Here is a 13,907-nt window from a genome sequence, read left to right on the forward strand (position 1 = left end):
AACTTATAAAACCGATTTAAACTGCTTTAAGAAACGGATATCGTTCTCACTCAACATTCTAATATCAGAAATTTGGTGCAGCAACAAGGCAATCCTATCTATTCCCATACCGAATGCGAATCCGGAATATTCTTTGGAATCGATTCCGCAATTTTCCAAAACATTTGGGTCTACCATTCCGCAGCCCATTATCTCTAACCAACCCGTACCTTTAGTCATACGGTAATCTGTTTCGGTTTCCAGTCCCCAATACACATCCACCTCAGCACTTGGCTCGGTAAATGGAAAGTACGACGGACGTAAGCGAATTTTGGATTTCCCGAACATTTCAGTCGTAAAATACTGAAGTGTTTGCTTTAAATCGGCAAAGGAAACGCCTTTATCAATGTACAATCCTTCTACTTGGTGGAAAAAGCAGTGCGAACGTGATGAAATGGCTTCATTTCTAAAAACACGTCCCGGAGATATTGTTCTAATAGGCGGTTTATTTCCCTCCATGTAACGCACTTGTACCGATGAAGTGTGCGTGCGCAATAAAACATCGGGATTGGTTTGTATAAAAAAAGTATCCTGCATATCCCTAGCTGGGTGATATTCAGGTAAGTTTAAAGCAGTAAAGTTATGCCAATCGTCTTCAATTTCCGGTCCTTCGGAAACATTGAATCCTATTCGAGAGAAAATATCGATAATTTGATTTTTGACGATGGAAATTGGGTGTCTTCCTCCTAATTCCAATGGCATTGCAGGGCGGGTTAAATCGCCATATTTTTGGGCAGAAGCTGTATTATTGCTAAGAGCCTCTTTTAACGAAGCTACTTTTTCTTGAGCAGCGCCTTTCAGCTGATTGATAACTTGTCCAAATTCCTTCTTTTGTTCGTTAGGAACATTTTTAAATTCAGCAAAAAAATCGTTTAGCAATCCTTTTTTTCCTAAATATTCAATTCTGAATGCCTCAACTTCATCTAAAGTACTAGCCGAAAAAGCATTTACCTTTTCAATATGCCCTTTAATTGTATCAATCATAACCCATTTTTATTTGGAAGCGCAAATTTACAGATTTCTGAAGAAAATATTGCAGTTTCTCAACTTTTATGATTTTACTCACTAAGTGAGATTTACAACTTGACCGTCGCTAGGCATTTTGTTTAGAGATTACTAACAGCAACAAAAGAAATAGCACTTTACTCCAAGTAGCCTCCCTCAGAAAAATATTGCACAATAGCTTCTTTCATCAAAATAGATTGCTCACCTGCTTTTAGAATGGGCAATTGTTCTTTCATAGTATAATGTGGCCATCCGTCGTCATCGTAAAAATCGAACTCGTAGTACCCGTATGGCTCCAGTAATCTGCAAATGGCAATGTGCATGAGATTGAGCTTTTCGTCTTTTTTAAACTTTCGGTTTAGCTGACCAAGCTCCTGTACCCCAATTAAATAAATAATGGCATCCAATTCCAGTTCGTCTCCATCTGCAAACTGTTGGGACAACTTTTCAACCAACGTTTCCCATTTCATTTTTAAAACCTCGTCTCTAGCCACTTGATATATTTTTATGCAAAAATAGAAAGATTATTACTTCTGAAGATAAGTCACGACCTATAAAAGTAGATTCGATTACAAACATGTATATTTGTTTAAATGTTATCCTTTAAATGAATTACATCGATATTGTTTTGGGCGGACTAATACTTTTTGGGTTGGTTCGTGGTTTTATGAAAGGTCTTTTTATTGAAGTGGCGTCCCTATTGGCATTGGTTGTTGGAATTTATGGCGCCATTCATTTCTCTTATTTTGTGGGCGATTTTCTTGTTGAAAAAGTGGATTGGGAACCGAAATATATTAACCTTACTGCGTTTGCCGTTACTTTTATCATCATTATCCTAGCCGTTTCTTTACTGGGCAAACTACTCACCAAAATTGCGAGCCTAGCTGCACTTGGATTTTTAAATAGGATACTGGGCGCTGTATTTGGTGCACTTAAAATAGCGATTATTTTGGGGGCTGTTTTAGTTTTTTTAGACCGTGGCAATGAAACATTCGGGTTTATAGACCAAAAAGCGCTGGAGAGTTCCGTAGTCTATCAACCTGTAAAAGATATTGGTAATTTTATTTTTGATTGGGTCTTACGGGAAACCGCTTAACATTTATTTCCCAACCGCCAATCTCTTCAACATTCCGCTAAAAACAATTCCGTGAAAAGGAAAAACGGAATACCAGTACAATCTTCCCCAAATTCCTTTGGGTCTGAAAATGGCTTTTTGAACCAGCATATTTTCTTCAATTCTAAATTCGAGCCACGCATCTCCGGGGAGTTTCATTTCCGCGAGTAAAAGTAATCTTCCTTTCTCTTTATCTGCGTATAGCACCCGCCAGAAGTCGATGGCATCGCCAGCGTGTAAAAAGTTTTTGTGGGTACGCCCCCGTTTGAGTCCGACACCCCCCACCATTTGGTCCATGTATCCTCTAATTTTCCAAAGTCCATCGGCATACCAACCGTTGTCGCCACCCAGTTGCCAAACTCTTTGAATGCATTTTTCACGGTCGTCATATTCCCGCTTTCTTTTATCAACAAAACACCCATGTCTGGGCACCTCCATAAATTGAGCAAGATTATCGTCTTTTCTACTGCTTACAAAACTATCTCGCCAACCAGAAATTATTTCATCGGCTTCTATTTTAGAAAGTGTGCGTTGTAAGGCTTTTTTATACGGAAAGGGCTTCACCCCAGTAATTTGGTTGATTTTACTATTTCTAGCCACCACAGGAACCTTCATACTATCCACCAAAGAAATGGCTAGGTTGTAATTGGTTGAAGTCACGAAATACAACCAGTAGGAAGATAATTTTGGCGTCATTACAGGAACGGTGTAAATATGCCTTTTCAATCCGCGTACTTCGGCATACTGCAGCAACATTTCTTTATAGCTAAGTACATCGGGGCCGGCAATATCAAAATTGGCATTGTAGGTTTTTTCATTAAAAAGTGTTGCTACTAAAAAGTCCAGCACGTTAGCAACTCCAATGGGCTGACATTTTGTTTCGACCCACCGCGGAGCAATCATCGCCGGTAATTTTTCCACTAAATCGCGAATAATTTCAAAAGAAGCACTTCCCGAACCAATAATGATAGCAGCCCTCAAAGCCGTAAAATTGTAATCCCCGTCAGAAAGTACTTTTTCAACCTGTAATCTAGATTCCAGATGATGGGAAAGCTCATCGGTATTTACAATCCCGGTTAAATAAATAACATGATCGACATTGGTTTTTGAAACATACTTCTTAAAGTTTTCAGCACAAGTAATTTCTCTTTCTTGGTAATTCCCCGATTTACTCATGGAATGCATCAAGTAATAAGCCCCATCGATATCGTTTGGAATAGCAGTAAGTGTTTCTTCTTCCAGGAAATCCACTTCAATCACTTCAATGTTCTTTGCCAGTTCGCCCGTGGGCATTTCGAACCGTATTTTGTCCCTCGTGCAGCAAACCACGAAATAATCGTTTTCCAACAAAGCAATAAGCAATCGCTTCCCTATATACCCCGTTGCTCCGGTAAGTAGAATTTTTTTCATTTTTCGTACAGCAATCTTTTTTTCTTTAAGATACGAAAAACCAAGCTGAAATCTTCATCAGTCAGCAAGTGTTCATATTTCATTCTCAAGAAAGCACGAAAAAAAAAAGATCCCAAACAAAGTTGGGATCTTTAATGAATAGATTTTTAAAGGAAATTAATCCAAATGATAGATTTCCATGATATTTTTAAGGATTCCATCAAGGTCTATTTTAAGATCGATAAGTTTTCCTGTGTGGATATCAAACACCCAACCGTGAACTTGCAAGCCTCTATTTCGCACTGCTTTTTGAACCGTAGCGGTTTTAATTAGGTTAACGCACTGCTCTTGCACGTTAAGCTCCACCAAACGTTCGTAACGCTTCTCTTCATCTTCCATTGCATTTAGTTCTTTTTTATGCAAACGGTACACATCACGAATATTTCGCAACCATGGGTTCAACAACCCTAAATCTGCTGATTGCATGGCGGCTTTCACACCTCCGCAGGAATAATGCCCGCAAATAACTACATGGTTCACTTTTAAGTGGTTTACTGCATAATCTATAACGGACATTGAGTTTAGGTCTGTGCCCACCACCATGTTGGCTATGTTTCTATGTACAAATACATCTCCTGGGCCCAAGCCCATAAGGTCTTCTGCTGTAACTCTACTGTCCGAACAACCTATATATAGTAATTCTGGACTTTGCCCTTTTCCTAATTCTTCAAAATAGTTAGCATCTACCTCCAGTTTAGAAGCTATCCATTTTTTATTGTTTTCAAAAACTTTATCTAATTGCATGGTAATAATTTTTTTTAAAATTAAACTTTTTAATTGGTTCAGCGCCTGCCATCAAATTTTATAACAAATCATACTTAATTTATGCTGCCGATTTATCCTTCCCCTTAAATATTGCTGTAAAACTGGGCGGATTGTGTATTACCCCTTTCTCTGAAATCAACTTTACTTCAATATTTTTTTCCTTTGCTTTCAACACGAAATCGTCCAATATTTCTAGAATATCATAGTTCAATCGAATGGTTTTTCTTACATCCAATTCAAGCAAAGTATCATTTGGAAGATCGTTTAACTCTTTTAAAATCGCGCCTTTATTCAGAAAAGAAATCTCTTCCGCTAAGGTCATCTTAACATAATGCCCGCCACTCTCTTTCTTTTCAATATGAAGAAAATGAGAATTCTTATAATTATTAATAAGAATGATTGCAATCCCTACGGCCAATCCCAAACCAATTCCCATTAGAAGATCGGTAAACACTACCCCTAAAACGGTCACTACGAAAGGAATAAATTGCTCTTTTCCTAAGCTGAACATTTTTTTAAACAAAGATGGTTTTGCAAGCTTATATCCAACTACTAAAAGTACGGCTGCTAACACGGCCAAAGGAATTTTATTTAAGAGCGTTGGAATTAATATCACGGAAGATAATAGGAAGAAACCGTGAATAATGGCAGAAAGTTTTGTTTTTGCCCCTGATTGAATATTAGCAGAACTTCTAACAATTACCTGCGTAATAGGCAATCCACCAATAAAGCCAGAAACCATATTACCGGTACCTTGTGCAAATAATTCGCGATTGGTTGGGGTTATTCTTTTTTCGGGGTCAAGTTTATCAGTTGCTTCCACGCAAAGCAGTGTTTCCAAACTAGCTACTATGGCAATGGTAAAACCTGAAATCCACACCTGCGGATTGGTAATTGCAGCAAAATTAGGAAAGGTGAACTGCCCTATAAAATCGTCTGTGCTCTCTGGAACCGGAACCGATACTAAATGATTTTTTGCGATAGCTAAAACTGAAGACGGATCGACCAAAACATAAAATAACACTCCGAAAACTACTGCTACCAAAGGACCTGGTACAATTTTAAAAAAATCGCTTTTCTTTACAAGTACAAGTTCCCAAAGCAATAAAATTCCTAAGGAAATACTGGAAACCAGTAAAGCACCCGGTGAAATATAATTAAACATCTCGCCCAATGCAGAAAATGTATTTTCACCGTCAAGTTGGAAAAAATTAAGATCCCCTTCGTAATCACTATCGTACCCAAAGGCATGAGGGATTTGCTTCAAAAAAATGATTATACCGATACCTGCCAACATCCCCTTGATTACCGATGAAGGAAAGTAGTACCCAATAATTCCAGCTTTTAAAAGTCCGAGGATTATTTGTAAGGCACCACCGATTACAACAGCAACCAAAAAGTTTTCGAAGCCTAAAGTAGCAATGGCACTTAAAACAATAACCGCCAATCCAGCTGCCGGACCACTAACTCCAATTTGAGATCCACTAATGCTACCTACCACGATACCACCAATAATTCCTGCTATGAGTCCAGAAAAAAGAGGAGCTCCACTTGCCAAAGCAATTCCTAAACAAAGTGGCAGTGCCACAAAAAACACTACTATACTGGCTGGTAAATCTTTCTTTAAATGTTTAAACATAATTCTATTTTATTTTTTCACAATGTCGGGTTTATTGCTGATTGGATAACCAGTTCTTATTACGTTTTATAACTTTCTGTCCTACTCAACAGAGCTTATGCATTTAGAAACCTAATACAGAACTTTGTGTTATCCCCTTAAAAACGACCATTATGATGGTTTTGGTTGAAAAATTAAATTCTAATAAGATAATTGGAATAAAGTAGATATGGATCATTTGCTTTAAAAACACAGCTACATCAAAATCTACAACATGAATAGTATTCAAGAAATGAATTCTGGTGGAGGAATTATTACATCTATTACTTGCTCGTAATGATGGGAAATATGATAGTGATAATTTTCCCTTTTCTTAATAATTGCATTAATGGGAAAGCTAGTATTGCTTGATGAAGTAAGCTGCTTAATTTCTTTGAGCTCATTACCAACATCATTTTTTTCTTCTTCAGCTAAGTTGTAAAAAACAGAAACCTCCGCATTTTTTTCAACAACCGTAATAATAGTTGGGGCTATTAAAAAAAAGCAGAAAACCAGCAAAAAGAAGCAAATAAATATTTTCTTATTCGTATTTAACACTAACAATCTTTTTATAAGACAGTTAAATATACTGTTTTTTGAAGAACTTTTTGTTAAGGAAGCTTAAAAGTCTTTAATCTCTTTTAGTTCGCTACTTGGCAACCAACCAATTTTACCATCAGCAAGTTTTATTTTATTCCATTCGCCTAACACTTCCAACACATTTACTTTTGTGCCTTCGTGTAATTTAAAAACTTCGTTGCTTCCCATATTGGGTTCGGACATTATGGAAGTTTCTTTAGAAAAAATAATGGCAGGCCTTTTTCCTTGCTCCAAATCGTATTGCTGATAAGCAAAACCAAAACTGGCAACGGAAATAATAAGCAAAAGAACGCTCAAGCCGAAGTAAATTCGTTTCTTAGTGCTAAACGCGGCAAAATAATACAGTAAAAATAATATTACGAACAATATCATACCAACGATGGCCAATATAGCCCAGGAATTATAAGACAGTCTTCCTATAAAGTTTTCAAAAAGCTTATCAATCCCTGTTTGCGGCATTACATCAATCGCGTCTATGGTCATGTTTTTGGCAAACTGCAAATTGTTTAAAACATCTTGATCATCAGGGTCTAGCAACAAAGCCTTTTCGTAGTAATAAATACTCGGAGCTATTTGGTTCAATTTATAATAGCTATTTCCCAAATTATAGTAAAGCGCCGCCGAATGTTCACCGTTTTCAGCAATCTGCAAATATGACTCAATGGCTTCTTGGTATTTACCGTTGTTGTAAAAGCTATTTCCTTTTTCGAACAATGCTTCATTTTGTCCGAAAGCTAAACAAGTGAAAAGGGTAAAAACAACCCATACATAAAACTGACTGTATATATTTTTATGCCTCATCCTCATTTCAATTGTTTATCAATTAAAGAAATCACTTCTGCCGCTTTATTATAATCCCTTTCCATTTCTGCCATAGTGCTTGGTGAGTACCTCGCCAATTCACAATTCTTTAGCAGCGTAATAAAATCTTCCACTACCTGCGGTTCTACATTTTTAGAAAGCAGCAATTCACTTATTTTTTCTTTACTGAATTCTGATGTTACAATCTTCAGCTTAGCCTTTAAATAGTTGTGTAGAGCTCTTTCCAAAGATTCGTAAAACGCATCTTTATCACCAAGGTTTTTCTTTGCCTCGGAAAGATATTTCTTGGCCAACTTATTCGCCTTGCGCACTCGGTTTCCTATGACATCACTTGCCATCGCGGCTCTTCTTTTTCCTATGAAGATTGCTATAGGAATAAATAGAAGTGGAAGCAATAACAATAAATAAAACAACGTTGAACCAAAGAAAGCCGATGACTCTTTCGGGAATAAATCGGTAGTCAATTTTATAAATCGAAATTGATTCCCTGTAACCGCAACGGGCTGTTTGGCACTCGTATTGGTATCTGCATTCGAAGCTACTTCAGAAGCGCTCGAAGGCCCTTCGTACACATTAACCAATGCCTGTTGCGAGGTGATTGTTTTGTATTCTTCTTCTTCAGGATCAAAATAGGAGAAAGCAACCGTTGGTATTGGGTATTTCCCTCGGTATTGCGGGACGATCGTATAGTTATCGGTTATACTTCCTTTCATCCCAGAAATAGAAGTGCTAATATTCTCTTCAAATTCCGGTTCGTACACCTCCAAAGAACTCGGCAACGTTAATTTTGGAAGGTTAAAGAGTTTTAAATTTCCATTTCCGCTAACTTTAACTTTTGCGGTTAACGACTCATTCGCTTTTAAATCGGTTTTGGACAATACCACATCAAAATCAAACTGACCTACAGCACCAGTAAAACCTGCTGGCTTTCCTTGCTCTGGTAATGGTTTTACATTAATGGTTCGCTTTCCTGCTGTAACAGTTTTATTTGTTTGGGTGAATAATCGTCCACCAAAAATATCCCTTCTATTCGTAGGCACGTCTACAGTTACGTCCAATGCAAGTGGCTCCAATTCTAAACTGCCCGTCTTTTGAGGGTATAAAACAACTCTCTTTAAAACTACATAACGATATTGTTTCCCTTGGTAGGTTCCATTTTCTACTTGATATCGAGTCACTTTAATATCTTGCGACCAGAAATTATTATATTTAGGGTTTGCTTTTGGGAGAAAGTTGGAAACGTTTATACGCGGACTCACATATAATTTGTACACCACGCTCACCGCCTCATTTAAATACGGATTCGCATTAGATACTTCGGCAACCAAATGTAGATTATCATCAGCGATGTCATCTGCGGAAGGTGGCGCGTTGGGATCGTTTACAGCCTCTGTTACTTCTATTCGTACTGGTTGCGTTTTATATACATTCCCTGCTATTTCTACCGTTGCCTGATTGATGGTGAATGTCCCTTTTGAATTTGGCGTTAGAATATAGGAATACGATTTAGAAAAGCTTCGTTTTCCGTTCACCCAAGAATTGCTTATGGATTGGTTTGGCCCCATAACCACCCTAAATCCATTAAAATTAGGTGGCGTAAAATTATCGCCATCCTTATTCATAGTGAATTCTATACGCAAACGTTCATTAACGCCCAATTTATCTTTACTTACTTTGGCTTCAAACTGCACACCCTCTTCTTGGGCATGCGAAATTCCCGTAAGCAGTATTAAAAATGTCGCTATTAATAATCTAATATTCATGTTTCTTTACCAATCTTTTTCAGATTTTACAGGAACTCCCTTCACTTTTTCAGCATTTATTTTATCCTGAACCTTCTTTTCTTCATTGTTCATCGCTTCCAAGATGTTTTTTATCTGCTGAGGCGATAGCTGATTTGGTCTTGGCTGCTGCTGTTGCTGCTGCTGATCTTGTGGCTTATCTCCTTGATTTTGTTTTTGTTGATCCTCGGGATTTTCTTTCCCTTCATCTTGCTTATTATCTTCAGGGTTTTCTCCCTCTTCGTCATTATTTTCTCCTTTATCATCTTTTTGATCTCCTTGATCATCATCTTTCTCTTCCCCTTCGTCTCCTTCTTTCTTATCCTGCTGATCTTGGTTATCTTTATTTTCGTCTTGATTGTCTTTATCCTGATCTTGGTTTTGATCTTGATTATTCTGGTTCTCTTCCTGTTGCTTTTTCAACATTTCTTTAGCCAAGGCTAAATTATACCGTGTTTCTTCATCTTTAGGGTTGTTACGCAATGCTTCCTTATAAGCCTCCACTGCTTTTTGGTATTCTTTATTTTTCATAAAAACATTCCCCAAATTGTGGTATGCCTTATGTTTTTCTTCTTTAGTTTTAGCCGTATTGCCTGCCTCTTTAAATCTCATGAAAGCCTCCCCCATGCTGTTTTCATTGTAGTAAACGTTGCCAAGATTGTACTTTGCCTTGGCATTTTCACCACTTTTGGCAATCGCCTTTCTATACGCTGCTTCCGCTTCTACCACATCATTGTTTTCTTGAAGAATCTCATTCCCTTGGAACGTATATTCTTTTGAAACCGAAAGCGCCTTTTCTTTAGCTCTTTCCAACGCTTCGGAATCTTGTGCTTGTGCGTTTATCCCTAAAAAAAGCCCCAAAATAGTTAAAAAAACTAAGTTAGACTCTTTAAATCCTTTTTTTGAATTTTGATTAGTTTTCATCTTCCCCTCCTTTTGCTTTCTCGTTAAACAAGTTTAATCGTTGAATCCAAACCGTTTTTCTTTCCAATAAGAAAATATCTAAAAACAATAAGGCAATTGCGATGGCAACAAACCACTGGAACTGATCTTTGAAATCTGCATATTGCTTGGACTCAAATTCAGTTTTTTCCATAGTGTTCAAGGTATCGGTTACAAAATCAACAACTTCTTCGGTGTTACTACCGTTAATGTATTCACCGCCACCTTCGGAAGCAATGCTACTCAACATATTCTCATCCAGCTGGGTAATAACCACCTCTCCATTCTGATCTTTTTTGTAGGAATCTATAATTCCATTTATCCGTAAAGGAATAGGGCCTCCTTTTGCTGTTCCCACTCCGATAGTAAAAATTTTAATCCCTTCGTCCTTGGCTTTTTCAACAGATTCTATTGCCATATCCGAATGATCTTCCCCATCAGAAATTAAAAACAATACGCGGTTCGTTTGATCTTGATCGTCGTAGTACGTAGTCGCCAAATCTATAGCTTCGTTGATGGCCGTACCTTGGGAGGACATCATATCGGTATTCATGCTCTGTAAGAACATTTTCCCCGCGGAATAATCGGTTGTAATGGGCAATTGTGGAAAAGCTTGTCCTGCGTAGGCTATGATTCCAATACGATCGCTCGCCAAGTTATTAATGATTTCGGATACTATTCGCTTGGCTTTTTCCAATCGGTTAGGCGCTATGTCTTCCGCAGCCATACTTTTGGAAACATCAATAGCAAAAACAACGTCTACTCCCTCCCGTTTCACCGTTTCAAGCTTGGTTCCGATTTTAGGATTTACCAAAGCAATCGCCAAACTTGCCAAAGCAAGCATAACTACAATTAATTTCAAGGCCGATTTAAATGTTGAACGGTTGGGACTTAGTCTATCCAACAAGTCTGCATCCGCAAATTGCTTTTGTGCACGCTTTTGCCAAAACTTAAAGGCTAGAAACAACAATAACAGCACTGGCAATAAAGTCAGCACATAGAAATATATTTTTTCGTCTAATTGATAAATATCCATAGTCTAAACAAAACTTCTAAAAACAGTGTACCTCAACAAATATTCCAACAATAGCAGTCCGCATGCTAAAAGGGCAAATACTCTAAATTTCTCTTCGTAATTGTAATATTTAAACTCCTCTATATCTGTTTTTTCCAGTTTATTAATCTCTTCATAGATTTCGGAAAGCTTTTCATTGTTTGTTGCCCTAAAGTATTTTCCACCTGTTTTATCGGCTATATCTTTCAGCAGGGCTTCATCTATCTCCACTTTACTCATTCCATATCTAAAGCTTCCATCCGGATTATAGGCAATGGGCGACAATGCCATTCCATTACTACCCAAACCAATTGTGTATGTTTTAATACCATATTCAATGGCTAATCCAGCAGCGGTTTGTGGTTCTATGAATCCGCTATTGTTAACTCCGTCAGTAAGTAAAATAATTACCTTACTTTTCGCTTTGCTATCTTTCAATCGGTTTACGGATGTTGCCAAGCCCATTCCAATAGCCGTTCCATCTTCCAATTGCCCATATTTAATATCGTTCAAAGAACGTAAAACAATAGCTTTATCGCTGGTGATTGGGGTTTTCGTAAAACTTTCCCCAGAATACACCACCAAACCAATTCGGTCGTTAACGCGCTCTTTAATAAATTCTGCGGCCACTTTCTTTAAGGCACTCAATCTATTCGGTTTTAAATCGCGCGCCAGCATACTGGAAGAAACATCTATTGCCATAACAATATCGATTCCCCTTGTAGTTTTCGTACGCGTGGAAATATCTTCAGTCTGCGGTCTTGCCATGGCTACAATTAACGCCGCCAATGCTAAAAGACGCATCACAAATAGTGCTGGCTGAAGTTTTGCCAAAATAGATGGCGTACCTTTAAACCCTTTTATACTTGATATTTTTAAAGAAGCGGTTTGTTTTTTACGCTTAAAAAAATACCATGCAATCGCTACTGGTAGTAGTAAAAACAACCAGAAAAATTGTGGATTTGCGAATTGTATATTTTCAAACATAATTAGCTTTCCGTTTTAAAGTCAATAGAATTCGTAACTCTTTCAACAATTTCTTTCGCATATCGATCGTCTTGCTCATACACCATTATCACTTGCTGAAAACCTCCATTTTGCACAAAACTTAAAATAACATACGCTTCTTCACGTACTTTATTGGTTTCTGGGTTTTCAATTTCCAGTGTACCGAATACTTTATTGCCTTCTTTACCTGTTGGTGTTGTTAAATCTTCCTGCTTAACAATCATATTTTTTGCACCTGCTTTTTCTACTTGCTCTAAAGCTGCATCGATGGCTTTTTTGGCATCAAAATCGGCTTCTTTATTGTAAGTGGAAATACTGGTTTTTATATAGAAATTACTTCCCAATTCTCCGTACGAAAACTCTTGATGACTACTAGTGCCCGTCATTTCATTGGAAGCAATTTCTTCATCTCTTTTTAAAACCTCTGGGGTCTCTAAATAAATAGCTGGAAATCCGTAAGAACTTCCAATCCATTCATTTTCCAATAATGTTTTGGTAGGATGGCCAAAAACAGAGTCTTTTACGGAACTAAAGCCATATTTGTAGGTAAAAACTCCAGCTGTAATTACCAATACCGCAACGCCCGCTGCTATCGCGTATTTTATCTGTTGATGTCTTTTCTTACGCTTAAACTCCTCCACATACTCTTCCTGCTCCATCAATTCTTCTTCGGTAGGTTCTGGCAACGCTTCTTTAGTTTTTACCACAATTTGTTCAATGGTTTTTCTGTCGCGATCAATCACCGAATTTTCAGGTGTTGACTTAGCAAATTTTACCAAATCAGCTGTTTGCAATACGTTTTTAAACTGCTTGATAGTATCATCATCTATTTTAAGGCTTCCAGAATCACGCAGCATTTCCATTTTTGTAATCAACTCATCCGTTGTACTTTCCAATGCTGAAATATGCACATCTTCCTCCAAGTATGAACGTACAATATTGGTCAGTTCAGAATAGTATTCTTTGTATTCCGATTGAATTAAGTATTTCGATTCGTCCAATCTCTTCAATTCCGCTAAAGCGCGGTCGTACGGCGGTAACAACGCAATTTTTTCTTCTTCGGTAAGTGGTTTTTTTCTGAAGACAAACCAGTATAGCAATCCGCCTACCAAAGCAGCAACCAACAATCCTCCCAGCAACCATTTCCACCAATCGCCCATAGGTTTTTCAACCTCAGCCAGCGCTTTGATGTCGTACATTTTTTGTTTGGTTGTATCAACCACTACTGTATTTACCTCAATCTTAAGGGAATCTGTAAAATACGGTTTGTTGTTAATCATAACCTGCTGACGCGGCAAAGTGTAGCTCCCAGAATCAAACTGGGTTAGGGCATATTTCTTGATTAAGTTGAATTTATCCTGATTTACAATCGTATCGGTTGGCAAAGCTTCCACTACTTCCAAAGGCATAAAAGTTTGCCCTTCCGGAAAAATAACTTGTGAAGCGGTATCTGCTTCCACTTCAAAAGTAAAATGAATTTGCTCCCCTATTTTTATCGAAGTAGAATCTACCGATGACTTTACAGTGGGTGTAGATTGGGCTAACCCACAAAAGGACAAACAACAAAAAAGCAATAGTAAAATACTTGCTTTTTTATTGATTGATGCGATAAATGTATTTGTTAAGATTAAATCTGTCATTTTTTATTTTCGTAATCTCACTGTTTATTTG

The 13,907-nt window shown here is 37.6% G+C and carries 13 protein-coding genes; 1 reads left to right on the forward strand and 12 read right to left on the reverse strand.

What is annotated here, in order from left to right:
• Positions 1-3: 3 nt before the first annotated feature.
• Together pheS and NDQ75_RS03750 are read right to left on the reverse strand one after the other, a co-directional pair.
• Positions 4-1,023, reverse strand: coding sequence for a phenylalanine--tRNA ligase subunit alpha (pheS, locus tag NDQ75_RS03745; RefSeq protein ID WP_202028035.1), 1,020 nt, complete (start codon positions 1,021-1,023; stop codon positions 4-6).
• A 158-nt stretch (positions 1,024-1,181) separates the two neighbouring features.
• Positions 1,182-1,538: a hypothetical protein gene (locus tag NDQ75_RS03750; RefSeq protein WP_202028036.1), complete on the reverse strand. Its 357-nt coding sequence runs from the start codon at positions 1,536-1,538 to the stop codon at positions 1,182-1,184.
• 113 nt (positions 1,539-1,651) lie between these two features.
• Between NDQ75_RS03750 and NDQ75_RS03755 the strand changes: the two genes are divergently transcribed.
• Positions 1,652-2,140, forward strand: a complete 489-nt coding sequence (locus NDQ75_RS03755; RefSeq protein ID WP_202028037.1) for a CvpA family protein — start codon at positions 1,652-1,654, stop codon at positions 2,138-2,140.
• A gap of 3 nt (positions 2,141-2,143) precedes the next feature.
• On the opposite strand, the gene NDQ75_RS03760 is transcribed toward NDQ75_RS03755, so the two are convergent.
• The 10 genes from NDQ75_RS03760 to NDQ75_RS03805 form a co-directional block, all read right to left on the reverse strand.
• Positions 2,144-3,568 (reverse strand): SDR family oxidoreductase, encoded by a 1,425-nt coding sequence (locus tag NDQ75_RS03760; protein WP_202028038.1) that lies wholly within the window; start codon positions 3,566-3,568, stop codon positions 2,144-2,146.
• A 156-nt stretch (positions 3,569-3,724) separates the two neighbouring features.
• Positions 3,725-4,351, reverse strand: coding sequence for a carbonic anhydrase (locus NDQ75_RS03765; protein ID WP_202028039.1), 627 nt, complete (start codon positions 4,349-4,351; stop codon positions 3,725-3,727).
• Between the two features lie 79 nt (positions 4,352-4,430).
• Positions 4,431-6,011, reverse strand: coding sequence for a SulP family inorganic anion transporter (locus tag NDQ75_RS03770; protein ID WP_202028040.1), 1,581 nt, complete (start codon positions 6,009-6,011; stop codon positions 4,431-4,433).
• 264 nt (positions 6,012-6,275) lie between these two features.
• Positions 6,276-6,587: a hypothetical protein gene (locus tag NDQ75_RS03775; protein WP_202028041.1), complete on the reverse strand. Its 312-nt coding sequence runs from the start codon at positions 6,585-6,587 to the stop codon at positions 6,276-6,278.
• A 63-nt stretch (positions 6,588-6,650) separates the two neighbouring features.
• Positions 6,651-7,430 carry a tetratricopeptide repeat protein gene (locus NDQ75_RS03780; protein WP_202028042.1) on the reverse strand — a complete coding sequence of 260 codons (780 nt, stop codon included), beginning with the start codon at positions 7,428-7,430 and terminating at the stop codon, positions 6,651-6,653.
• Between the two features lie 2 nt (positions 7,431-7,432).
• The gene (locus tag NDQ75_RS03785; RefSeq protein WP_202028043.1) at positions 7,433-9,214 is read right to left on the reverse strand and encodes a BatD family protein; all 1,782 of its coding nucleotides are present in this window, start codon (positions 9,212-9,214) and stop codon (positions 7,433-7,435) included.
• A gap of 6 nt (positions 9,215-9,220) precedes the next feature.
• Positions 9,221-10,156 (reverse strand): tetratricopeptide repeat protein, encoded by a 936-nt coding sequence (locus tag NDQ75_RS03790; RefSeq protein ID WP_202028044.1) that lies wholly within the window; start codon positions 10,154-10,156, stop codon positions 9,221-9,223.
• Entirely contained in the window at positions 10,146-11,204 is a 1,059-nt protein-coding gene (locus NDQ75_RS03795) for a VWA domain-containing protein (protein ID WP_202028681.1), read from the reverse strand. Before NDQ75_RS03795 ends, NDQ75_RS03790 begins: the two co-directional genes overlap by 11 nt.
• Before the next feature lie 9 nt (positions 11,205-11,213).
• Positions 11,214-12,215 (reverse strand): vWA domain-containing protein, encoded by a 1,002-nt coding sequence (locus NDQ75_RS03800; RefSeq protein ID WP_202028045.1) that lies wholly within the window; start codon positions 12,213-12,215, stop codon positions 11,214-11,216.
• A 2-nt stretch (positions 12,216-12,217) separates the two neighbouring features.
• Positions 12,218-13,876 (reverse strand): BatD family protein, encoded by a 1,659-nt coding sequence (locus NDQ75_RS03805; protein WP_202028046.1) that lies wholly within the window; start codon positions 13,874-13,876, stop codon positions 12,218-12,220.
• Positions 13,877-13,907: the final 31 nt, after the last annotated feature.

Origin of the sequence: Galbibacter mesophilus (assembly GCF_023721415.1) — a bacterium.
GTDB lineage: Bacteria > Bacteroidota > Bacteroidia > Flavobacteriales > Flavobacteriaceae > Galbibacter > Galbibacter mesophilus.

Coding starts and splice junctions, on each gene's coding strand:
- pheS (WP_202028035.1), bottom strand. CDS start 1,023: ATGATTGATACAATTAAAGGGCATATTGAAAAGGTAAATGCTTTTTCG.
- NDQ75_RS03755 (WP_202028037.1), top strand. CDS start 1,652: ATGAATTACATCGATATTGTTTTGGGCGGACTAATACTTTTTGGGTTG.
- NDQ75_RS03760 (WP_202028038.1), bottom strand. CDS start 3,568: ATGAAAAAAATTCTACTTACCGGAGCAACGGGGTATATAGGGAAGCGA.
- NDQ75_RS03765 (WP_202028039.1), bottom strand. CDS start 4,351: ATGCAATTAGATAAAGTTTTTGAAAACAATAAAAAATGGATAGCTTCT.
- NDQ75_RS03770 (WP_202028040.1), bottom strand. CDS start 6,011: ATGTTTAAACATTTAAAGAAAGATTTACCAGCCAGTATAGTAGTGTTT.
- NDQ75_RS03780 (WP_202028042.1), bottom strand. CDS start 7,430: ATGAGGCATAAAAATATATACAGTCAGTTTTATGTATGGGTTGTTTTT.
- NDQ75_RS03785 (WP_202028043.1), bottom strand. CDS start 9,214: ATGAATATTAGATTATTAATAGCGACATTTTTAATACTGCTTACGGGA.
- NDQ75_RS03790 (WP_202028044.1), bottom strand. CDS start 10,156: ATGAAAACTAATCAAAATTCAAAAAAAGGATTTAAAGAGTCTAACTTA.
- NDQ75_RS03800 (WP_202028045.1), bottom strand. CDS start 12,215: ATGTTTGAAAATATACAATTCGCAAATCCACAATTTTTCTGGTTGTTT.
- NDQ75_RS03805 (WP_202028046.1), bottom strand. CDS start 13,876: ATGACAGATTTAATCTTAACAAATACATTTATCGCATCAATCAATAAA.